Below are 20126 nucleotides of genomic sequence, written 5' to 3'. Positions count from 1 at the left end.
CGAAGTTTAGGCAGGTGGCGTCAGGGTAACAATGCCGTAAGCTTCGGGATTGAGATATTTTTGTACAGATTTTTGAATGGTTTCGAGGGTAATGGCTTGGAGTAATTCCGGATAATTTAAAGCGGGTTCGAGATCCCGTAATAGCGAGTAATAGTAACCGTATAAATTGGTGCGATCGCTGGGCCGTTCATTGCCAAAAATAAAGCGATTAGCCACTTGAGTTTTCACCCGCTCTAATTCGTTGGGCAAAATAGAAGCGGTACGAATGGTTTGAATTTGTTCAAGAATCGCCGCTTCTACCGCAGGGATGTGCTCCGCTGGCAATTGGGCAGAAATGTAAAACACGCCCTGTTGTTTTTGGGTGAAGTTACTAACGCTGATTTGAGTCACTAGACCTCTTTTTTCCCGGAGATCCTGCACGAGGCGCGAGACTTTACCTTGCCCTAACACCGTCGCCAAAATATCGAGGGCATAGGTTTCTTCTAAATCCGTTAGCCCCGGCACACGCCACATCATCACTAAACGAGCTTGCTGTAGGCCTTCATCTTCATAATGACGACGCACAATATTTTGAAAAGGGGCTTCGGGAGAGTGATCGTCAAAGGTGGGAACGGTTGCTGTGGGTTGGGATTGATACAGTTTATCGAAGGCTGCGGCGACTAATTCAATCAGGCGATCGCCTTCTAGATTTCCGGCAACGGCAGCAGTCATCCGCTGGGGTTGGTACCAAAAGCCGTGGAAATCCCGCATTTGTTGGGCTTGAAGATTTTCAATCACCTCACTAGGGCCGAGCACCGGACGACGGTAGGGCAACCGCTCAAATCCCGTTTCAATGGCGCGGAAATAGGTGCGACGGCGGGGATTATCCTCGGAACGACGAATTTCCTCGAGCACCACCTGGCGTTCCCGCTCAAAGGCAGCATCGGGAATGCTAGGATTTATCGCCACGTCCAGTTGCAGGGGCGCAAGTTCCGCAAAATCCTGGGGCGCACAGGTAATGTAATAGTGGGTGTATTCTTGGCTAGTGGCGGCGTTGGTGACGGCTCCTTTAGCTTCGATGCGCTGTTCAAATTCGCCATTGCCGATTTGGGGCGTTCCCTTAAAGACCATGTGCTCCAGGAAATGGGCCATTCCATTAATGCTGTTGGCTTCCACCGCAGACCCCACATTGAGCCACACATTGAGGCTCACGGCATCAACCGGCACCTGTTCGGCAATGATTGTCAACCCATTGGCCAGGGTCTTAATCGTTGGTTGGTTGAGGCGTGGACTGGGCACTAGGATGGAAGTCATGGGCGAAGCGCTGGCAATTCAAAGTTTTTCCGTGTTTTTACTTTAACGCAATGTTGTTCATCGAGTTTTTACAGAAGGTTTTTGGGGACAGGTTTTTGGGCTTTTTTCTGGGGGTAACGCACCTGGGGGGAGAGGCAATTTATATTTTGTTGTTGAGTTTGTATTATTGGCTACTAGATCCCCGTCAGGGTCGGCTACTAACCCTCATTTTGACCCTGAGTGTGATCAGTAATCTTGTTCTGAAAAATGCCTTTGCCTTGCCCCGTCCCTATGTGGTTAATCCGGCGGTAATTACCCCAGAAGCGTTTCATACGGAGGGTAGTTTTAGTTTTCCCAGCGGCCATGCCCAAGGAATTACAACATTCTGGGGGGCGATCGCCTGGTTACATCAAAAGATCTGGCTGTGGTTTGTGGCGATCGCAATTATTGTTTTGGTCTGTCTCTCGCGCTTATATTTGGGCGTTCATTTTCCGGTGGATGTGGCCGCTGGGATACTCTTAGGAATTTTTTGGATTAGCGTTGGCCTGTGGCTCAACGGAATGATTCCCTTACCGAATTATCAACTTTGGCAAAAACTTAGCTTTTGGGGCCTGGGGGGATTGGTGGCGATCACCTTGCCGGGATTAGCAGATTTACTGGGAATTTTCTGCGGTTTTTTGGTGCTTCCAAGTTTTACCTTTACGCCGCCCCAGGGCTACCGCGACAAAATAATGCTCGGATTCGGCGGGTTGGTGATCCTAATTCTCAGTTATCTCCTGCTGAAAGGAGCGAGTCTCGTGCTGCCCCCAATTGGCCTGGTGAATTATGGGCGCTATTTGGCGATCACCCTCATCGTTACAGAAGGTATCCCCCGTCTCTGGCAACCCCTCCACCCAGTAAGATAAAAACACGCCACATCGCACAAATTCATGACCCAAGACTTTGATCTCAACCCGACTATTCCCGTTGCCCCCGCCGATTTTCGCTCTGGTTTTGTTGCCCTGATCGGTCGTCCCAATGTGGGCAAATCCACCCTGATGAATCAATTGATCGGTCAAAAAGTGGCGATCACCTCCCCCGTCGCCCAAACCACCCGTAATCGCCTCCGGGGCATCCTCTCCACTGACCAAGCGCAAATTATTTTTGTCGATACCCCTGGGATTCATAAGCCCCACCACGAGCTGGGGAAAATTTTGGTCAAAAACGCCCGCAGTACCGTTGGGGCCGTAGATTTAGTGGTGTTTATCGTTGATGGTGCGGTTCCCCTGGGTAAAGGCGATCAATTTATCGCGGATTTTTTGGTCAAAACCGAAGCCAAGGTGATCCTTGGGGTCAACAAAATCGACCAGCGCCCCGACAACCGCCCGGAGATTTTTGCCTCCTACCAAGCCCTTGCCACCCAAAACCATTGGCAACTCCAAGAATTTTCGGCCCTCGCTGGCGATCGCCTCCCCGAACTCCAAGACAAACTTATTCAGGCTCTCGATCCTGGCCCCTACTATTACCCCCCCGACCTCGTTACCGACCAGCCCGAACGCTTTATTATGGCCGAACTAATCCGGGAACAAATTTTGCTCCACACCCGCCAGGAAATTCCCCATTCCGTGGCGATCGCCATTGAACAAGTCAATGAAGGGGAAGAAATTACCGAAGTCCGTGCCGCTATCAACGTCGAACGCAATTCCCAAAAAGGAATCATCATCGGCAAAAAAGGGGCCATGCTTAAAACCATTGGCACCGCCGCCCGTCAGCAAATCCAAAAACTGATCGCTGGTAAAGTTTATCTCGAACTCTTCGTTAAAGTTCAACCCAAATGGCGCCAATCCCGCACCCGCCTCGCCGAACTTGGGTATCGCCTCGAAGATAACTGAACCGTCCAAACTGAAGCCTAGGCATAGCAGTACTAATAACAAAGACTCCAAACCAAAGGGCGACTGGAGTCTCCGGAAGCATCCACCAGGGATACCGTTTCAATTTTGTCGCAACGCAAAAATAGCCTAACCCTCGTCGGAGTTCCGCAACTGGGGGCTGGGCTTCGGCGTGCGGGGCCGTCGGGAAGTGCGACCACGCCGACCGTCTTCCCTTCTAGCACGAGAGGAACCAGAGGAACGCTCTCTCTGGCCACCATTACCATCATGGCTACCGTATACATCCAAGGAAATTTTTTGCTGAGGATTGGTGGCAGCCCCATTGAGTACGGTTTCAATGGCCCGTAGATTTCGACCGCCACGCCCAAAGACCTTTCCCTTATCCTCTTGCTCAAAAGCAACACGGATCAAAACCCGGTTGCTACTCGATAGCTGTTCGCAATCTATCGCCAGGGATTGGGGGTCATCAAGCAATGGCTCTAGAAGAAATTTGGTTAATTTTTCGTAGTTTGCCGTTGCTGAATGGGATGCACTAGACAGATCGTCTAAATTAGACATTAAACTTGGTCGAATACTTTAGCTTTTTCGAGGAGGTCACGCACTGTGTCTGTCGGTTGGGCACCTTCTTTGAGGCGCTTCACGATCGCCGGCACATTCAGGCGAGTTTCATCGGTACGGGGATTATAAAATCCGAGTTCTTCTAGGGGACGACCATCGCGGCGGCTGGTGCTTTGGGCAGCCACAAGACGATAGCTAACTTCTCTTTTCTTACCAAAACGCTTTAGACGGAGCTTTACCATTTGTTTTAACTGTGAAAAACTTCTATAGAAATAACTATAACAGAGCCAATATACTATCAAAACATAAGCACTGAGGGATGTCAATTTGCCCTGGTTACAGTGAGAACCCCAGCGGCAGGGTGGACAAGAATTGTTTATGATCAGTTTAGTTGAAGTTTTGTGAAGAATCTTGACTCTAGCACTCAATTCTCCGTTTTTGGCAACGTCTAAAGAGCGTCAGTGGCACTGTTTAGAACCCATCTGGCAAGGGGGGATGGCCGAAGTACAAAAGGGACTCCCCCACAGCCAACTCGCCCCACCCTGGCAAATTTTGCTCTTGGGGGATGGTTCGCCGACCCGCCATTTGGGTCTACTGACACGGGAAAAAATTGAGGTCGATGTGATCGATATGTCCCCCATTGGTACGGATAATGATGGGGCACCAAGTTTGATTTCTGCGATTCCAACACCCCATTTACGCCGTCAGGTGTGGTTACGGACGGCGGGGGGACAACGTTTAGCCTATGCAACGTCCTGGTGGGATGCGAACCATGTGGATGATTATTTGCAAAATCGCAGTTTGCCCATTTGGGAGAGTTTGTCACGGCTCCACACGGAACTGTACCGGGATATTCAAGGGATTTATCTGGGGCGATCGCCAATCCTAGAAGCCGCTTTTCAGGAGGAAGGGCCTTTTTGGGGCCGCCATTATCTGTTTTGGCACGATGGTAAACCCTTAACTTTGATTTATGAGGTGTTTTCGCCCTATTTGCGCAAATACTTAGGAAAACCGAGCCAGGAATTTCCCCAATAAAAAAATCCCCATCCCCAGGCGATCGCCAGCATTAGGACGGGGTGAATATTTTTTACGTTTGCGGATGTTTAACGGTGCCTGAAAAAGTTAGACCAAGGCCGCTGGTTGGGCTTTTTCAGCAAAGATTTTCGCAATGACGTCTTCAACAACTTTGTCGGGGGTAGACGCGCCGGAGGTCACACCAATTTTTAGTTTGCCAGCCGGGAGCCAGTGGGTTTGGGTCGTGATTTCACCATCGAGGGGTTTGTGGGCAATGGTGTTATTCCCTAAAAGGCGATCGCCGCTGTCGATGTGATAGGAAGGAATATTGCGCTCGACGGCGATTTCCTGGAGGTGGGTGGTATTGGAGGAATTGAAGCCACCGATGACGACCATCAGATCTAAATCTTTTTCCACGAGGTCAAACATCGCATCCTGCCGCTCTTGGGTAGCATCACAGATCGTGTTGAAGCTCATGAAGTGGTCATTAATTTCCGTCGGGCCAAATTTTTCGAGCATCGTCTGTTCAAACAGTTTGCCCATTTGTTCCGTTTCGCTCTTGAGCATGGTGGTTTGATTCGCCACGCCCACACGGTCTAGATCTTTGTCAGGGTCAAACCCTTCGGAATAGGCATTTTTAAATTTGTCGAGGAACGTTTGGCGATCGCCTCCATGGAGAATGTAATTCCGCACATATTCCGCTTCTTCTAGATTCAGCAGAACGAGGTAAGTGCCAGCAAAAGAGCTAGTAGCTACCGTTTCCTCATGCTTATATTTGCCGTGGATAATCGAAGTGTAATTTTTCTTTTTATGCTTTTCAACGGAATTCCACACCTTAGAAACCCAAGGGCAGGTGGTATCCACAATCGTGCAACCGCGATCATTGAGCAGTTGCATTTCTTGCACCGTCGCCCCAAAGGCCGGCAGAATCACCACATCGCCATTCGCCACGCCACTAAAATCCTTAGCGCCATCAACCACCTCAATAAAATGAACATTCATCTCCTTCAGACGATTATTCACCGAGGGATTGTGGATAATTTCGTTTGTTACCCAGATTTTTTCCGTAGGGAAATGCTTGCGGGTTTCGTAGGCCATCGCCACTGCCCGTTCTACCCCCCAACAAAAGCCAAACGCCTCCGCCAGGTAAATGGTGACATCACCACGGGTTAACTCATAGTTGTTGTCACGGATCTCTTGGATCAGGCTACTTTGATATTCGCTGGTCATCATGCCAGCCACTTCATCTTTATGGCCAAATCCTTGGCGATAGTAATTTTCAGAGTGATTTAGGGAACGTTTAAAGGCTTTGGTATCCATAGGGCACGGGAGATCAATGATACGCTTCAGTCAAAGATCATAGCGAATTCTTGGGGCGATCCCTAATCTTTGGGAGTATCTTCGGTTTTGGAGGTTTCGCCTAATTCAGCCGAGGCTTCTGTTTCTGCCTGGGTTGCTGCTTCGGCAGATTCAGCTTGGGGTTCCTCTAGAGGGGAAGTTTCGTCGGTGACATCATTAACAGCAGTGTCTGGCTCAGACGCATCTTTTTCTTCGGCAAAAATTTGCTCAATATCTTCGTCTCCTGCTGATGCACTGGTTTCCGTTGGGGCTGCGGTAGATGCGGTTTTACGTCCAAATAGCCGACCGAAGGAAAATCCTTTTTTAGAGGGTTGTGCCGTAATCGGTGGATCGGTGATGGCGTCGCTTTCTGTTTCTGGGGTGTCGGATACTTCCGTGGGTGTCTCAGAAGCTTCTTCTGGCGAGGGAACGGGCTTTGTCGAGTCAGCTTTGTCTAAATCTTTTGAAGCAGAGGGGGTTGCTGGTTCTGGGGTCGGCTTTTCAGTTTCGGGAGATGTAACTGGGGCCGTTTCAGGAGACTCAGATGGTGTAGAGGTTTCTGGAGCTTCCTTTGCGGGGTCAGGGGCTTTAGAGGAATCGAAGGAAGATTTTTTCGATGTTTTGGTGGCTGAGGTCGGCGCGACTTTAGGTTTTTTAAAGCGGTCTTTGACGTAGCCAACCAGGGAAACTTTGTCGAGGTTGGGGATTTTACTGGGGTCGGCGATCGCCTGGCGGAGTCGGAGGGTTTCCCAAGCAAACCAACCGAGGAGGATTACACTGGCCAATTGCCCCAACAGGATGGCCCCAGCCATTTGACCAGCACAAACCCAAAGGACGAGGGCGTAGAAAAGACCAACAGTGCTCCAAAAAAAGTCATCTTGGCGGTGGAGTTTCGGGAAAATAAAGGCAGTCAGAAATAGCAATCCGCTCCCCAGGGCAACGGCGATCGCCAAAATTTGTGCCAACATGACCAACAACTCCTACTGATGCTAACTGCTTGCCCTATTGTGCCAGAATCATCGGATCTTCGCGTAAAAAACTATTCTAGGGAACGAATATCCCGCACCCGGCGAATGGGCAGATTTGCCACTAAAGCCGTCATCCGGTCACTACTCGAAAGGTCGAACTCCATTTCCTCTGGATCCACCTCGACGTATTTAGCGACGACGGCCAAAATTTCCTGGCGCATCTCCTCGACTTTTTCGGGACTGAGGCCCGCCCGGTCGTGGGCAATGACCAGCTTGAGGCGTCGTTTTGCTTCGTCACTGCTCTTGGGAGACTGCCAATGGAGCAGCTTTTCAAGTAATTCCTGGATCATGACTCATTACAAAGGGAAACATTAATTAGATTTCAGCATAGAGGGGAATGAGGGCGATATTCCGCATCAGAGACAGCAGTTAACTGGCAAAGATCCGGCGAATTTTGGCAAGGAATCCCTCTTGGTTGGCCATTAGGTTTAACAGGGGCACTTTTTCCCCCTCTAGACGGCGGGCAATATTCATAAACGCGGTGGCAGGGAGGTCATTTTGTTTGTCTCCTAGCACCAACGGTTCGCCCCGGTTACTGGAAACAATTACTTGTTTGTCGTCGGGAATAATCCCCAGGAGCGGAATGGCGAGAATTTCGAGGACATCCTCGACGCTCATCATTTCATTTTGCTTGACCATTTCTGGCTTGAGGCGATTCACAATGAGGCGCGTCCGTTTAATGCCATAGGCTTCTAAAAGACCCACAACCCGGTCTGCATCACGTACGGCAGCCACTTCGGGGGTTGTGACAATCAGTGCTTCCCTCGCGGCGGCGATCGCATTCCGAAAACCCATCTCGATGCCCGCCGGACTGTCCACCAAAATATAATCAAAAGCTTTATTCAGCCGCATAATGAGCTGTTTCATCTGGGTGGGAGTGACGGATTCTTTATTCCGGTTTTGGGCCGCTGGCAGGAGGACGAGACCATTCTGCCGTTTGTCCTTCACAAGGGCTTGTTCGAGGCGACATTCTCCGGCGATCGCCTCAATGGCCGTATAGACAACGCGATTTTCTAAACCCAAAAGCAAATCCAGGTTTCGCAGACCAAAATCCGCATCGACCAGGGCCACTTTTTTGCCGAGCTTGACCAAGGCCGAACCGAGGTTGGCGGTACAGGTGCTTTTGCCGACGCCTCCTTTTCCGGAGGTCACAACGATAACGCGACTCATAGACTTCTGGGTGGATAAATAATTCAATAAGCTTACGACATAGCCACTGGTTGCGGCAGCTTAGCTACGATATTACAGGTAAGAGGGGATCAGATGTTTCCTGCCAATGCTGTTGATCGGCTTGATATTGGTAGTTTTTCGAAAATTTGAGGGCCGGAGCTAGACGAATTCCCTCTTGGGTCAGATAGGCCACCTCTGGCTTTCGTTGCTCAACGGCCTGGGGGGCAGCACGGGCGACAACATCGGCAATGCGCAGTTGGGTCGGCTCCATTTGAAGGGCCATAATGCGTCCGGTGCGATCGCCTTTTGCACCAGCATGGGCAACCCCCCGCAAACAGCCCCAAACCACAATATCTTTGTCCGCGACGATGCTTCCCCCTGGATTGACATCCCCTGTGACAATCACCGAACCGGGATAGACGATTTCAACTCCGGAGCGGACGGTTTGGTCAATGTACAACACCTCCGGTTCTTTATCGGGAGCCAAGAGCGGTTTTAACTTTAGAGGAACATCCGCCAACAGTTGATTCGGGGGATCTTGATCGACGCTATAACCTGCTGTAGCGGCGGCGATCGCCGTTTGCCGTCGGTTGGTGTAAATGCGTTTGAGCTTTAGGTCGTGGGGTTTGAGTAGGTCAGCCAGTTCCTGGAGTTGACGGCCCCCTACCAGTTGATTTTGAGCGATTAAGTGAACGTGGGCGACCGGAAAATCAGCAGCAGCCTTCAACTGCTCCTGAAAATTGGCCCAGATTGTGTCCCAAGCCTCAATTTCATAGGTCTGGGTGGTGGGTAAGACTAGGGTGAGGTGGTCAGCTTCAAGGCCGAACTGCAACTCCGGGGTCGCCATGGCTGCTTCTGGCTCTTTTGGGTTGAGATCATCACGTTCCGTAACAATCTCCGGAGTCGCGCTTTCACTGGAGTTAGAAGAAAACTCCGTCGATGTTGAGTCGGGATTGGGGAGAGTGTGATCGTCAAGCTCGGCCATAAAGTCAATTAGAAATTCACCCCTGATTTATAGCAGTAAGCACTGGGCTTCGGCAAAATTTTACTTACCTTGAGAGGGACTGGAGAAATTTGCCAAGACGGGACATTCCCTTTTCAATGGTGTCGAGATCTGTGGCGTAGGACAAACGAATGCAGCGGTCGTTGCCAAAGGCCACCCCAGGGATCGCCGCCACCTGCTGCTCGGCGAGGAGCTGTTTACAGAAGCTGAGGGAATCGAGACCATAGGCACTGATATCCACAAAAAGATAAAAGGCACCGTCGGGGGATGGACAACTCAAACCCGGCAGATCTTGAATCGCCCCCAGCATTACTTCCCGACGCTTACTAAAGGCGGTTAACATTTCCTGGACGCAATCAAGTCCTCCTTCTAGGGCGGCGATCGCCCCGTATTGGGCAAAGGTGCAAACGTTGGAGGTGCTGTGGCTCTGGATCGTCGTCATACCCTTAATTAGTTCCACCGGCGCGGCAATGTAACCCAAGCGCCAACCCGTCATCGAAAACGCCTTAGCGAAGCCGTTACAGGTGATCGTCAGGGGAAAAATTTCGTCACTCACGGAGCCAATACTCTGGTGAACGGCATCCCCGTAAAGAATTTTTTCGTAGATTTCATCGGCCACCACCAACACTTGTTTCTTCACTAAAACCTGGGCGATCGCCGCTACCTCTGCCGGACTGTAGACGGCCCCGGTGGGATTCGAAGGGGAATTGAAAACAAATAATTTCGTTTTGTCAGTGATCGCCTGGCGCAACTGATCCGGAGTGATCTTGTAGCCCGTTGCTGCCGTGGTTTCGACGAAGATCGGGGTGCCGCCCGCTAAAATTACCATTTCTGGATAGCTCAACCAGTAGGGGGTCGGGATAATCACCTCATCCCCCGGTTCAATGAGAGCCATCATCAAACCATAGAGGGCGTGCTTGCCGCCATTGGTAACGATCACGTTTTCGGGGTTGTAGGGGAGATTATTTTCTGTCTGTAATTTTTTGGCGATCGCCTGACGCAGGGCCGGTTCTCCGGGGGCAGGGCCATATTTGGTTTTTCCCGCATCAAGGGCGGCTTTGACAGCGGTTTTAATGTGATCGGGGGTGTCGAAATCTGGTTCTCCAGCACTAAAGCTGCACACGTCAATCCCATCCGCCTTCATGGCCTTTGCTTTTGCGGAGATTGTGAGGGTAATCGAAGGCTTGATTTGACCGACTCTGGCTGCCAATTTCATGGTGATTTGCGTTTAGATAGGAAGTGGAAAACGTGAAATAACGGTGCAGGAAAATTCCCAATTTTTAGGCTAAGGCGACTCCCCACTGCACCAACATTATTTTTACATAACGCAACCTTAACTTTTGGTGGGTTCGGGAGGCAGTAAGTCCCGCGACTTCGGCGTGAGCTCAGTCGAACGCTGTAATTTTAACGGCAATGGGTTGAAATCCCCGCCCCTTAGGGCGTAATCCTCTATAATCATGGTGTTGACATGGCAACAGATAGCGAAAACCAAGCTAGACACATACAAAGTATTTTTTGTGACCATGAGTTTTGCCCTCAGGAACTGGGGAGTCAGCCTATCGCCAGAATATTAAGACTCGCTATTCCTCGGAATAGAAAGCTGTTCTTTGGGTAGGAAGCTCCGCTGCTTGCGGCGGGGCAGTTCACTTCAGCATCGGGATGCTTCGGTAAACTCAGCAACAACACGGACATCCTGCGCTTGTCGATTCCCTTCGATGGGGATGAGACAAGCTTTTATCTGATGCTACACTACAAATTTATTTATCACGTTTCTTTTCTCCCGATAAATGTATCGCGCTTACAAGTACAGACTTTACCCTACTGCCACTCAACGGGTTTCTCTGGCGAAATCTTTTGGTTGTGCTCGCTGGTTCTGGAATTATGCGCTGCATTTGTGTCAACAGACTTACCAGGCAACTGGAAAAGGTTTATCCCGTGGCTATCTTCAAGAGCTTTTACCTGCTCTCAAAAAGGAGCATGAGTGGCTAAAAGAACCCTATTCTCAATGTCTTCAGGCGGTCGCCCTCAATCTCTCGACTGCCTACAAAAACTTCTTTGAGAAGCGGGCAATGTTGCCCCGCTTCAAGTCAAAGCATGGAAAGCAATCCATTAGCTACCCCCAGAATGTCAAATTTGAGGGGGATTACGTACATCTACCCAAGATTGGAGCTATTTACTGTCGCATCCATCGTCCTTTTGAGGGGACGATAAAAACTGTCACTGTTTCACGGAACCCTGATGGGAAGTATTTTGCTTCTGTACTAGTAGGTGACGGGAAAGAAAAGGTTGAGTCAAAACAGAAAGGCAAGGCTGTAGGAATTGATGTGGGATTAACTCACTTTGCCATCACCAGTGAAGGTTCTAAGTTTGCAAACCCCCGGCATTTTGCCAATCATCAACGGAACCTAAGGCGAAAACAGCAAAGGCTTTCTCGGACACGGAAAGGGAGTCGGAATCGACAGAAGGCAAGGTTGGCGGTGGCAAAAGTCCATGGCAAGATTGCGCGCTGTCGAGGGGATTTTCTCCACAAGCTATCCCGCAAGGTAGTGAACGAAAACCAAGTGATTGTGGTGGAAAATCTCAATGTAAAGGGCATGGTGAGAAATCATAATCTAGCCAAGGCAATTAGTGATGCGGGCTGGGGAATGTTTTGCACGATGCTCAAGTACAAGGCGGAGTGGGAAGGGAAGGTATATCTAGAGATTGACCGCTTCTTTCCTAGTTCCAAGACCTGCCATGTGTGTCTAAACCGGGCGGGAAGTCTGCCGCTGGATGTCCGAACTTGGAATTGTGAAGGGTGTGGCACTCATCACGACAGGGACATCAATGCAGCAATCAATATCAGAAATGAAGGCTTGCGGATACTTCGACTGGACTCAGTTCAAGTATTGTCGTTGGGAACCAGCGATACTGCCTGTGGAGGGAGTGTAAGACAACCTGGCAAAACGTCTGTTTTGTTGGATGCAGTTCCCGTTGAAACAGGAAGCCCGCGCTCTATTGCCTAGCAATGAGCGTCGGGTAGTTCACACTTATGATCGATTTCACAGATTGATTACATTTCATTTGCGTTCGTTTCAATGCCCTTGGGGAATTGATTTTCATTCTTCTTTTTTGCACAGCACCTATGTCCTTTTTGCGTTCTGACTTGGCCCAACTCAAAGCCTATGTGTCCCACCCCGGTGGCCCGGTAAATACGCCGGTAGATATTCTCGACACCAATGAAAGTCCCTACGATCTCCCAGCGGATCTCAAGGAAATTCTGGCTCAACATTATCAAAATCAAATTGCCACAAACCGCTATCCTGACGGGGGCCATGGGGCGCTCAAGGAAGGTATTGCCGACTATGTGAATCGTTCTGGGCAGTTGACCGGGGATATTCAAGCGGCTCACATCTCCGTGGGAAATGGTTCCGATGAGTTGATCCGCTCGTTGTTAATTGCCACTTGCCTGGGCGGGGAAGGATCGATCCTGGTGGCAGAGCCGACTTTTTCGATGTATCGCATTTTGGCGCAAACTTTGGGAATTCACACCGTGGCGATCGCCCGACAGCCAGAAGATTTTAGCTGGGATCTTGCGGCGGCCCAAAACGCCATTGACCAACCCCAAGGGGCACCGGTGCGGGTGGTGTTTGTGGTGCATCCCAACTCTCCCACGGGCCAATGTCTCACGGCAGCAGAAATTAGCTGGCTCCAGTCTTTGCCGCCGGATATTCTCGTGGTGGTGGACGAAGCCTATTTTGAATTCAGTCAAAAAACTTTGGTGGCAGAAGTCCTACAGCGGCCCAACTGGGTGATCCTGCGGACATTCTCGAAGGCGTTCCGATTGGCAGCCCTGCGGGTGGGCTATGCCGTGGGCAGTTTAGAAATTATCCAAGCCCTCGAAAAGGTACGCCTCCCCTATAATTTGCCCAGTTTTTCCCAGGCGGCGGCCCGACTCGCCCTCGACCATGGCGATCGCCTGTTGGAAACCATTCCCGAAGCTCAACAGGAACGGGGGAAACTTTACCAAGCGTTAGGGCAACTGCCGAATTTCCGGGTGTGGCCGAGCGATGCGAATTTCCTCTATGGTCGCCTCCAGCCAGCGATGGAACCCCAGACGGAAACCTTAGCAAACCTCGTCGAAACTCTGAAAAACCAGGGGACTTTAATTCGACACACGGGGGGCGGCCTACGGATTAGTGTAGGAACACCAGCGGAAAATCAGCGTACTTTAACTCGGTTAACAGGTTACTTGCAGGCTTTGTAAACAGGTAATTTCAGAGGCGACGTCGCACAAAGACTAACGCCCGGAGGAGTTGTTGGAGCAGCTTAATCTGGGCGATGACTTGCTGCCCTTGCTGTTTTTTCATCTGGATCTGTTGGGTGGTGGCAGGGATCACGTCCGCTTGTTGAATTAAATCTTCTACGACAATTTTGATTTTGCGTTCGTTGAGGGCGAAACGGTGGCGACTGAGGCGCAGATCCTGGTGCCAACGGCGAACTTTTCGCCAGAGAATATAATTCACCCCGATGAGACAAAGGTTACTGGCGATCGCCACCAACCAGAAAAACGTTACGCTCATGCCACGGACTCCATCCACTGAATACAAGCTTTTAAATCTTGGTGTAGGGTTGCGCTGTCGGCCTGGTAGCGGCGGCCATGGCCCGGCAAAATCCAGGTGATCGGGTAGGAGAGGAGTTTTTTCATCGATTCAATTTGCGCTGTCCAAGAATACCAACAGTGATTCCGAAAGCCCGTCAAATGACCCAGGCGCGCCGAAAAAGCTAGGTGATCCCCGGTAAAAAGATATTGATTGCGGTAGAGTAACACTGCATGGCCTTCGGTGTGGCCCGGCACAGGAATAATTAGGCAGTCCTTGAGAAAGGGGATCGCTTCGGTGCCTTCGAGAACGGTTTCTACGGCTTTTGTTCCCTCCCGGAGATCGGCCCGGTGCAACAGGCGATCGCAACCGAAATGATCATGGAATTTTTGGTGATCGGCCACGTCATCCCGGTGGGTTAAAAATAAATATCTCACGCCGCCTAGGGCTTCGAGTTGCTTCACTAAAGAGGGTTGGAAGCGGGGAGAATCCACGAGAATATTACCTTCCGGATGCTGGATAAAATAGCTGGCGGCCCCAAAGGATTTGCGCGAATGGTAGCCGCAATAATAGATATTTTCAGCAATGGGCAGGGGAAACTCGGCTTGGATTGTGGGGAGATCTTTCGGTGCCGTTTCGGTGGCGATCGAGGCCGTTGGACAGGCTAATAAAGCTTGCAAGGCGGCCCGCCTTTGGTCAGAGGTTTGGGGTTGGTGGTAGACGGCGGATTGCCCATCCTGGCGGTTAAAAATCTCTGGACTGAGCCAACGGCAAGTGTCACAGTCAATGCAACTACTGTCCACATAAAAGTCACCGGGCACATTTTGCGATCGCCGCTGGTGTTGGGTTGCCATGGATCTTTTTCCCCTGAACTTTCTGATGGGATCTTAACATTCACCCCCAAAAGCAGCCGATCCAGATTTTTTATTGTAAAATAAACACTAAATTAATTCACTGGAGGCGAAAGACGCACCATGGCTGGGAAAAATTTAGACATCACGGCCCAGGACTACAGTCTGTTAACGGATCTTTACCAACTCACCATGGCAGCCTGTTATGTGGGGGAAGGACTGGCGGAGACCCCGGCTTGCTTTGAAATGTTTACCCGTCGCTTGCCCGATGACTTTGGCTATCTGATGGCGATGGGCCTGGAGCAGGTTTTAAGCTACCTAGAAGGATTACGGTTTACGGAGGCGCAAATTGACTATCTCCGCAGCACCGGAATTTTTGAACAAGCCCCAGCCGCCTTTTGGGATTTACTCGCCACGGGCCGTTTTACAGGGGATCTTTGGGCCGTCCCAGAGGGAACCGTGATTTTTCCCCAGGAGCCGTTTTTGCGGATCGAAGCCCCCCTGTGGCAAGCCCAGATTATTGAAACATTTGTGCTCAATGCCATTAATTACCAAACCCTAATTGCAACACGGGCGGCACGGATGCGTCACATTGCGGGCGATCGCCAATTATTAGAATTCGGCACAAGGCGGGCTTTTAGTCCCCAGGGGTCTACCTGGGCAGCGCGGGCAGCTTTGGCTGGCGGGTTAGATGCCACGTCCAATGTTTTAGCCGCACAACAGTTGGGGATTAAACCCGTGGGAACCATGGCCCATGCCTTGGTGATGGCAGTGGGCACCCTCGAAGGCTCCGAGGACGATGCGTTCCGGGCGTTTCACCGTTATTTTCCGGCGGCCCCTTTGCTCATTGATACCTACGACACCGTGGCGGCGGCGGAGCGTTTAGGTAAGGCGATTCAAACTGGCGAAACCCATTTAGCGGGAGTACGCCTCGATTCGGGGGATTTATTAACCCTCTCCCAACAGGTGCGGCAAGCGTTACCAACGACGGTAAAAATCTTTGCCAGCGGTGATCTCGATGAAGGGGAAATGGCGCGGCTCCAGGCGGCTGGGGCAACCATTGATGGCTATGGTTTGGGGACGAAATTGGTGACAGGCGACCCAGTTAATGGCGTGTATAAATTAGTGAAAATTGGCGATCGCCCGACGATGAAAAAGTCCAGCGGAAAAGCCACCTATCCGGGTTGTAAGCAGATTTTCCGTAACCGAGAAGCTGGCCGGGATCGCCTCGGTTTAGTGAATGAAGCTCCCCAATCAGGAGAAATGCCTCTGCTCAAAAAAGTGATGGCCCAAGGAAAACGCCTTACGCCTCCAGAGAATTTAGCAACCATTCGCCAACGAACGACGGCTAACGTGCGCCAACTGCCCGATGAAGTGAAACGTTTAGGAAAGCCTGAGACCTATCCCGTCAAAATTTCTGAATCCCTGCAAACCCTCACCGAGGCGATCGCCCAATCCCTCTAGGCAGGCCGTTGCAACTTCACCATAAAGAAACCATCCATGTCGTGACGCTGGGGTAAGACCTGAATCCAACCCTGTTCCTGGGCATAGGGAAAAGCGGGTGAATCGGGGCTGGGGGGGACAATCCGCCAGTCTGGGTGTTCCGCGAGAAATTGGTTGGCGATCGCCTCATTTTCTGCCGGATTGAGGGTGCAGGTGGCATAGACCAAATAGCCTCCCGGTTTGACCCAAGTGGCCCCCGTGGTGAGCAGTTCTCTCTGGAGTTGAGTCAGTTGCGTAATTTTCTGGGGGTTTTGTTGCCAGCGGATATCGGGGCGTTTGTGGAGTGTCCCCAATCCCGAACAGGGCACATCCAGCAGCACCCGGTCAGCCATATTGCGAAACTGCGAATAGGTGCGACTGTCACCGATGAGGGTGCGGATCATCGAGAGCTTGAGACGGCGGGCATTTTGCTCAATTTTATTAATGCGGGCTTGATATTTATCGCTGGCCCAGATGGTGCCGCGATCCTGCATTTTTTCGGCGATGTGGGTCGTTTTGCCGCCGGGCGCTGCACAGGCATCGATAATCACTTCCCCTGGTTGGGGATCGAGCAAGTGAGTCACCAACTGGGCGCTGGCATCCTGGATCGTCCACCAGCCTTCTTTGTAACCCGGTAAATCTTGAATTAAACCCCGTTTTTCCACCAGGCGCAGGGCATTGGGTAAATTGGCGATCGCCTCGGCTTTGACCCCTGCCTGGGTGAGTTTCTCCTGGACAGCGGCGACATTCGCCCGGAGGGGATTCACCCGGAGATCCAGTTGGGCAGGCCGATTAAACCATTGACAAAGCTGTTCCGTTTCCTCCGCTCCAAATTGTTCAAGCCATTGTCCAATCAGCCATTCCGGAAAACTATATTGCAAAGCCAGCCGCTCTGCCGCTGCCTCTGGTAACTGGAGCGGATCATGGCCTTTGTCCCGTTGCCGCAGATAACCACGCAGACAGCCATTTACCACCCCTGCTAATTGGCCCAGCTTATTGGTTTTCGCAATTTCAACGCTGGTATTGACCGCCGCCGAGGGGGGAATTTGATCTAAGTAACGCAGTTGGTACAAACCCAGTTGAAGGAGTGCCCGTAGATCAGGCGGTTGTTGATCGATGGGCTTTTTCCCTAATTGATCAATAATCGCATCGAGGGTTTTTTGGCGACGGACGGTGCCATAGACCAATTCGGCAACCAAAGCGCGATCGCTCCCGGTGAGGTTACTTTTGTGGAGGACTCGATCAAGGGCCACATCGGTATAGGCGTTGTGGTACATGATTTGCCGGAGGGCGAGAAAGGCGAGTTGGCGGGCTGAAGACATTAAATCCGATAAAAACGTAGTAGGTTGATTATCCCCTAGTCTGTTCCTCCCCACTACTTCTGAACTTAGCTTTGGGTTTGAATCGGACAAAACTTCTAAAATGTATGGGTAATGCTCTGGATGAATCGATATGCTGAAAAGTTACGAGGCAATTTATGAGGCAGGACAAATGATTTGGCTTGGGGAAGTGCCCCAAATTGATCAAGCACGGGTAATTGTGACGATCATTGAGGAAGGTTCTCCGATTCAGAAAAAACGCCACTTTCCCCCATCACACTTGGCTGACAAAGCGAAAGTTCTCGGTGATATTGTGGCACCCCTAGTAGATGAAGCAGATTGGGAATGTCTGAAGTAATTCTCCTAGATACCCATATTTGGTTATGGCTCATCAATGGCGATTTTGATCAATTTCCGTCCCACTGGGTTGAGAAGCTGGAACGAGTCGATGTTGTTGGTGTTTCGCCGCTATCTTGCTACGAAATCGCTCTAGCCTGTCAGCGACAGCGTTTGCAACTGACTTGTCGCCCCGAAGAATGGATACGGCAGGCTTTAGATCCGGCAGGTATCGAGATTTTGCCTTTAACGGCAACAATTGCAGCAAGGGCTGTAAATTTATCTCCTATTCATCGAGACCCATTTGATCGCATGATTATTGCGACAGCTCTGGTGTATCAGGCTCAGCTTGCCAGTATTGACGGGCTTTTTGGAAAATATCCTGAACTCGAAAATTATTTAATGAGATAGATTGTTTGGTTTAATACTGGCAATCTTTAAAGTATTGTGAGCATGAGAGCAAGGTTATGGTCAGGTTGATTTCGGATTTTGATGGGGTGGTCGTAGATCTGTCAGAACGCTACTACCGTGTTTATCGCTGGCGGTTAACCCAAGTCGCAGCACCGGAGCAAACGTTATCCCCCTTAACAAAGGAGGAATTTTGGGCTTTAAAGCGACGGAAAACTTCCCAGGCAGACATTGGTTTGCGGTCAGGTCTCCGGGAAGATCAGTTGCCAGAGTTTAAGCGGCTCCGGGATGACCATGTGCATCGACTTGAAAATATGGTGCACGATCGCCTGATTGAGGGGTCATTGGAAGCATTGACGACGGCCCAAAGCTTGGGCTGGGAAGTGATGACCGTTACCATGCGCCGTTACAGCGAACTAGACAAAATTCTGCAGCTTCATCCGGTTTTGCAGGATATTTTTCCGGGCGATCGCCGTTTTTGTTTACCCGACTCAACGGATCGTAACCAAGATTTTTATCAAAAGCCGTTGCTCATGGGAGAAAGCCTTGCCCGACTGCGTCCCAAAGAGACCACTTGGATGGTGGGAGATACAGAAGCCGATATTCGCTCGGCCCAGAGCCATAATATTCCCGTGATTGCAGTTCTTTCGGGGATTCGCGATCGCCAATTATTGGCCGCCCACAACCCAGATTTCATTGTGGAAAATTTATGGGAAGCGGTGCAACTGATCCGAGAACAGGTCGCTAGTTAGCATAGAAAAAAAGCTATGTTATAATTTTGGCGCTTTATTGGGGCTGTGGCTCAGCAGGATAGAGCAAGCGCCTCCTGAATCTTTCGGGCAGCATGGATCGGAAACGCCATGGCTGAATGTGGTCAAATTCAAGGAAGCCTAAGTGATGAAAATTTCCATCATAGGGTAACCCTGAGCCAAGCCTTTCGGTGCCTCGCCGGAGGAAGGTGCAGAGACTAGCAGGTTGGTTTTGGGGCAAATTTTTTTGAGGATCTTGAATGCTAACGTTTGTAGCGAAAGGTCATCGCCAACCCAGCATAACGGCCACCACCTACGGAAACTGTAGGGATTTGGTAACCAAATCTCCTGTATTTTTAGGGTGAAGAGATAGTCCAGAGAGTTGGGGAAACCCACACCAATCTGAAGCGCTAGGTCGCCGGTTCGAATCCGGCCAGTCCCGTTTTTCCCGTAGGGATTTGGTCTCCAAATCCCATTATTATGAAATCCCCTGGCAACCAAATCCCTACCATTTCGATGGGATATTGGGGTGTAATTGGTCGGTGTGCCAATTGTAGGGATTATTTTCTATGTATTCTCTGAGGATATTGAGAGATTTTTCATGGCGAATAATGTGCTCGTAATAGTTTTTTTGCCAAATTTTTGTCCCAACTAGACCGCGTTTTTGGTTGATTTTTTTCATTGTTTGATATTTAAAATAGGCGATGATTTTGCCGAGGTTTGTTTTTTGTTCGTAAAAAGGGCGATCGCCTTTGTTGCGAATGGCGTTAAAAGCATCTTTTGGCGGTGGCACAGGGAAATCTGTCGTTTCAGGTTCGGTACAAATTAAGATGCCATGAAAATGATTGGGCATAATCACGGCGGCATCAATTTCTAGATTTTCAAAATGTCTAGGCAAATAATTCCAAACTTGTTCAACAATTTTTCCATACTCGTTTAAGTGCAAGATTTTATCCGTGATCGTGCCAAGTAAACATTCACGGGCCTGCACACAAATTGTCACAAAATACGCACCTGCCCGGTTGTAATCATAGGATTTCAAACGAATGGAGCGCCGATGATGAATTTGCGGATTATATTGATTTGCCATCGCAATAACCGTAGGGATTTGGTTTCCAAATCCAAAATAATAGAAACCAAGGGCATGGGA

Annotated in this window: 22 protein-coding genes; 9 read left to right on the top strand and 13 right to left on the bottom strand. The window is 50.3% G+C overall.

Annotated features, from left to right (window positions below):
- Nucleotides 1-6: 6 nt before the first annotated feature.
- The gene (locus AACT35_RS15585) at nucleotides 7-1293 is read right to left on the bottom strand and encodes a M16 family metallopeptidase (protein ID WP_099237763.1); all 1287 of its coding nucleotides are present in this window, start codon (nucleotides 1291-1293) and stop codon (nucleotides 7-9) included.
- A 95-nt stretch (nucleotides 1294-1388) separates the two neighbouring features.
- Between AACT35_RS15585 and AACT35_RS15580 the strand changes: the two genes are divergently transcribed.
- Together AACT35_RS15580 and era are read left to right on the top strand one after the other, a co-directional pair.
- Complete coding sequence (locus tag AACT35_RS15580) at nucleotides 1389-2177, top strand: phosphatase PAP2 family protein (protein WP_254047940.1); 789 nt, start codon at nucleotides 1389-1391, stop codon at nucleotides 2175-2177.
- Between the two features lie 24 nt (nucleotides 2178-2201).
- Nucleotides 2202-3143 carry a GTPase Era gene (era, locus tag AACT35_RS15575; protein WP_099237759.1) on the top strand — a complete coding sequence of 314 codons (942 nt, stop codon included), beginning with the start codon at nucleotides 2202-2204 and terminating at the stop codon, nucleotides 3141-3143.
- A 126-nt stretch (nucleotides 3144-3269) separates the two neighbouring features.
- Here era and AACT35_RS15570 read toward each other — a convergent pair whose 3' ends face one another.
- A complete protein-coding gene (locus AACT35_RS15570) occupies nucleotides 3270-3698 on the bottom strand; it encodes a KH domain-containing protein (RefSeq protein ID WP_099237756.1) in 429 nt (142 codons plus the stop codon).
- On the bottom strand, nucleotides 3698-3940 hold the full coding sequence (rpsP, locus tag AACT35_RS15565; RefSeq protein WP_030007128.1) for a 30S ribosomal protein S16: 243 nt from the start codon (nucleotides 3938-3940) through the stop codon (nucleotides 3698-3700). Before rpsP ends, AACT35_RS15570 begins: the two co-directional genes overlap by 1 nt.
- A 196-nt stretch (nucleotides 3941-4136) precedes the next feature.
- Between rpsP and AACT35_RS15560 the strand changes: the two genes are divergently transcribed.
- A complete protein-coding gene (locus AACT35_RS15560) occupies nucleotides 4137-4733 on the top strand; it encodes a chorismate lyase (RefSeq protein WP_254903397.1) in 597 nt (198 codons plus the stop codon).
- 87 nt (nucleotides 4734-4820) lie between these two features.
- Here the strand turns inward: AACT35_RS15560 and AACT35_RS15555 are convergent, their stop codons facing one another.
- From AACT35_RS15555 to AACT35_RS15530, 6 genes are all read right to left on the bottom strand, one after another.
- Nucleotides 4821-6032, bottom strand: a complete 1212-nt coding sequence (locus tag AACT35_RS15555; protein ID WP_099237751.1) for a 4-hydroxy-3-methylbut-2-enyl diphosphate reductase — start codon at nucleotides 6030-6032, stop codon at nucleotides 4821-4823.
- 62 nt (nucleotides 6033-6094) lie between these two features.
- On the bottom strand, nucleotides 6095-7018 hold the full coding sequence (locus AACT35_RS15550; protein WP_065710099.1) for a Ycf66 family protein: 924 nt from the start codon (nucleotides 7016-7018) through the stop codon (nucleotides 6095-6097).
- 71 nt (nucleotides 7019-7089) lie between these two features.
- Nucleotides 7090-7368 (bottom strand): cell division topological specificity factor MinE, encoded by a 279-nt coding sequence (gene minE, locus AACT35_RS15545; protein WP_099237749.1) that lies wholly within the window; start codon nucleotides 7366-7368, stop codon nucleotides 7090-7092.
- Between the two features lie 79 nt (nucleotides 7369-7447).
- A complete protein-coding gene (gene minD / locus AACT35_RS15540; protein WP_012306145.1) occupies nucleotides 7448-8248 on the bottom strand; it encodes a septum site-determining protein MinD in 801 nt (266 codons plus the stop codon).
- A gap of 64 nt (nucleotides 8249-8312) precedes the next feature.
- Complete coding sequence (gene minC, locus AACT35_RS15535) at nucleotides 8313-9233, bottom strand: septum site-determining protein MinC (RefSeq protein WP_099237747.1); 921 nt, start codon at nucleotides 9231-9233, stop codon at nucleotides 8313-8315.
- A gap of 64 nt (nucleotides 9234-9297) precedes the next feature.
- A complete protein-coding gene (locus tag AACT35_RS15530) occupies nucleotides 9298-10467 on the bottom strand; it encodes a pyridoxal phosphate-dependent aminotransferase (protein ID WP_099237745.1) in 1170 nt (389 codons plus the stop codon).
- A gap of 571 nt (nucleotides 10468-11038) precedes the next feature.
- On the opposite strand from AACT35_RS15530, the gene AACT35_RS15525 reads away from it, so the two are divergent.
- Both AACT35_RS15525 and AACT35_RS15520 read left to right on the top strand, forming a co-directional pair.
- Complete coding sequence (locus AACT35_RS15525; RefSeq protein ID WP_099237743.1) at nucleotides 11039-12256, top strand: RNA-guided endonuclease InsQ/TnpB family protein; 1218 nt, start codon at nucleotides 11039-11041, stop codon at nucleotides 12254-12256.
- A gap of 119 nt (nucleotides 12257-12375) precedes the next feature.
- Entirely contained in the window at nucleotides 12376-13497 is a 1122-nt protein-coding gene (locus tag AACT35_RS15520) for a histidinol-phosphate transaminase (protein WP_099237741.1), read from the top strand.
- A gap of 10 nt (nucleotides 13498-13507) precedes the next feature.
- On the opposite strand, the gene AACT35_RS15515 is transcribed toward AACT35_RS15520, so the two are convergent.
- Nucleotides 13508-13813 carry a hypothetical protein gene (locus AACT35_RS15515; RefSeq protein ID WP_099237739.1) on the bottom strand — a complete coding sequence of 102 codons (306 nt, stop codon included), beginning with the start codon at nucleotides 13811-13813 and terminating at the stop codon, nucleotides 13508-13510.
- Complete coding sequence (locus AACT35_RS15510) at nucleotides 13810-14685, bottom strand: MBL fold metallo-hydrolase (protein WP_099237737.1); 876 nt, start codon at nucleotides 14683-14685, stop codon at nucleotides 13810-13812. The genes AACT35_RS15515 and AACT35_RS15510 overlap by 4 nt, the downstream gene beginning before the upstream one ends.
- A gap of 120 nt (nucleotides 14686-14805) precedes the next feature.
- Here AACT35_RS15510 and AACT35_RS15505 point away from each other — a divergent pair, with 120 nt between their 5' ends.
- Nucleotides 14806-16146 carry a nicotinate phosphoribosyltransferase gene (locus tag AACT35_RS15505; RefSeq protein ID WP_099237735.1) on the top strand — a complete coding sequence of 447 codons (1341 nt, stop codon included), beginning with the start codon at nucleotides 14806-14808 and terminating at the stop codon, nucleotides 16144-16146.
- On the opposite strand, the gene AACT35_RS15500 is transcribed toward AACT35_RS15505, so the two are convergent.
- Nucleotides 16143-17486: a 16S rRNA (cytosine(967)-C(5))-methyltransferase gene (locus AACT35_RS15500; protein WP_099237733.1), complete on the bottom strand. Its 1344-nt coding sequence runs from the start codon at nucleotides 17484-17486 to the stop codon at nucleotides 16143-16145. The two genes, AACT35_RS15505 and AACT35_RS15500, sit on opposite strands and share 4 nt — an antisense overlap.
- Before the next feature lie 130 nt (nucleotides 17487-17616).
- Here AACT35_RS15500 and AACT35_RS15495 point away from each other — a divergent pair, with 130 nt between their 5' ends.
- From AACT35_RS15495 to AACT35_RS15485, 3 genes are read left to right on the top strand one after another with little or no spacing between them, the layout of a single operon-like run.
- Nucleotides 17617-17841 (top strand): hypothetical protein, encoded by a 225-nt coding sequence (locus AACT35_RS15495; RefSeq protein ID WP_030007117.1) that lies wholly within the window; start codon nucleotides 17617-17619, stop codon nucleotides 17839-17841.
- The gene (locus AACT35_RS15490; RefSeq protein ID WP_030007116.1) at nucleotides 17829-18230 is read left to right on the top strand and encodes a type II toxin-antitoxin system VapC family toxin; all 402 of its coding nucleotides are present in this window, start codon (nucleotides 17829-17831) and stop codon (nucleotides 18228-18230) included. Before AACT35_RS15495 ends, AACT35_RS15490 begins: the two co-directional genes overlap by 13 nt.
- Nucleotides 18231-18286: 56 nt before the next feature.
- Nucleotides 18287-18979 (top strand): HAD family hydrolase, encoded by a 693-nt coding sequence (locus AACT35_RS15485; RefSeq protein ID WP_099237731.1) that lies wholly within the window; start codon nucleotides 18287-18289, stop codon nucleotides 18977-18979.
- A gap of 502 nt (nucleotides 18980-19481) precedes the next feature.
- On the opposite strand, the gene AACT35_RS15480 is transcribed toward AACT35_RS15485, so the two are convergent.
- Nucleotides 19482-20066 (bottom strand): transposase, encoded by a 585-nt coding sequence (locus AACT35_RS15480; protein ID WP_099237727.1) that lies wholly within the window; start codon nucleotides 20064-20066, stop codon nucleotides 19482-19484.
- Nucleotides 20067-20126 lie beyond the last annotated feature (60 nt).

The organism is Synechococcus sp. BDU 130192, assembly GCF_963876085.1.
In the GTDB taxonomy this organism is placed as follows: Bacteria; Cyanobacteriota; Cyanobacteriia; order Cyanobacteriales; family MRBY01; genus MRBY01.
This window is presented reverse-complemented; position numbering and strand designations above follow the sequence as displayed.

Excerpts from the sequence above, each read along its gene's own strand:
- AACT35_RS15480 (WP_099237727.1), bottom strand. The coding sequence starts at position 20,066 with ATGGCAAATCAATATAATCCGCAAATTCATCATCGGCGCTCCATTCGT.
- AACT35_RS15515 (WP_099237739.1), bottom strand. The coding sequence starts at position 13,813 with ATGAGCGTAACGTTTTTCTGGTTGGTGGCGATCGCCAGTAACCTTTGT.
- AACT35_RS15585 (WP_099237763.1), bottom strand. The coding sequence starts at position 1,293 with ATGACTTCCATCCTAGTGCCCAGTCCACGCCTCAACCAACCAACGATT.
- minD (WP_012306145.1), bottom strand. The coding sequence starts at position 8,248 with ATGAGTCGCGTTATCGTTGTGACCTCCGGAAAAGGAGGCGTCGGCAAA.
- AACT35_RS15505 (WP_099237735.1), top strand. The coding sequence starts at position 14,806 with ATGGCTGGGAAAAATTTAGACATCACGGCCCAGGACTACAGTCTGTTA.
- era (WP_099237759.1), top strand. The coding sequence starts at position 2,202 with ATGACCCAAGACTTTGATCTCAACCCGACTATTCCCGTTGCCCCCGCC.
- AACT35_RS15530 (WP_099237745.1), bottom strand. The coding sequence starts at position 10,467 with ATGAAATTGGCAGCCAGAGTCGGTCAAATCAAGCCTTCGATTACCCTC.
- AACT35_RS15495 (WP_030007117.1), top strand. The coding sequence starts at position 17,617 with ATGCTGAAAAGTTACGAGGCAATTTATGAGGCAGGACAAATGATTTGG.
- AACT35_RS15550 (WP_065710099.1), bottom strand. The coding sequence starts at position 7,018 with ATGTTGGCACAAATTTTGGCGATCGCCGTTGCCCTGGGGAGCGGATTG.
- minC (WP_099237747.1), bottom strand. The coding sequence starts at position 9,233 with ATGGCCGAGCTTGACGATCACACTCTCCCCAATCCCGACTCAACATCG.
- AACT35_RS15555 (WP_099237751.1), bottom strand. The coding sequence starts at position 6,032 with ATGGATACCAAAGCCTTTAAACGTTCCCTAAATCACTCTGAAAATTAC.
- AACT35_RS15510 (WP_099237737.1), bottom strand. The coding sequence starts at position 14,685 with ATGGCAACCCAACACCAGCGGCGATCGCAAAATGTGCCCGGTGACTTT.
- minE (WP_099237749.1), bottom strand. The coding sequence starts at position 7,368 with ATGATCCAGGAATTACTTGAAAAGCTGCTCCATTGGCAGTCTCCCAAG.
- rpsP (WP_030007128.1), bottom strand. The coding sequence starts at position 3,940 with ATGGTAAAGCTCCGTCTAAAGCGTTTTGGTAAGAAAAGAGAAGTTAGC.
- AACT35_RS15520 (WP_099237741.1), top strand. The coding sequence starts at position 12,376 with ATGTCCTTTTTGCGTTCTGACTTGGCCCAACTCAAAGCCTATGTGTCC.
- AACT35_RS15500 (WP_099237733.1), bottom strand. The coding sequence starts at position 17,486 with ATGTCTTCAGCCCGCCAACTCGCCTTTCTCGCCCTCCGGCAAATCATG.
- AACT35_RS15490 (WP_030007116.1), top strand. The coding sequence starts at position 17,829 with ATGTCTGAAGTAATTCTCCTAGATACCCATATTTGGTTATGGCTCATC.
- AACT35_RS15485 (WP_099237731.1), top strand. The coding sequence starts at position 18,287 with ATGGTCAGGTTGATTTCGGATTTTGATGGGGTGGTCGTAGATCTGTCA.
- AACT35_RS15525 (WP_099237743.1), top strand. The coding sequence starts at position 11,039 with ATGTATCGCGCTTACAAGTACAGACTTTACCCTACTGCCACTCAACGG.
- AACT35_RS15570 (WP_099237756.1), bottom strand. The coding sequence starts at position 3,698 with ATGTCTAATTTAGACGATCTGTCTAGTGCATCCCATTCAGCAACGGCA.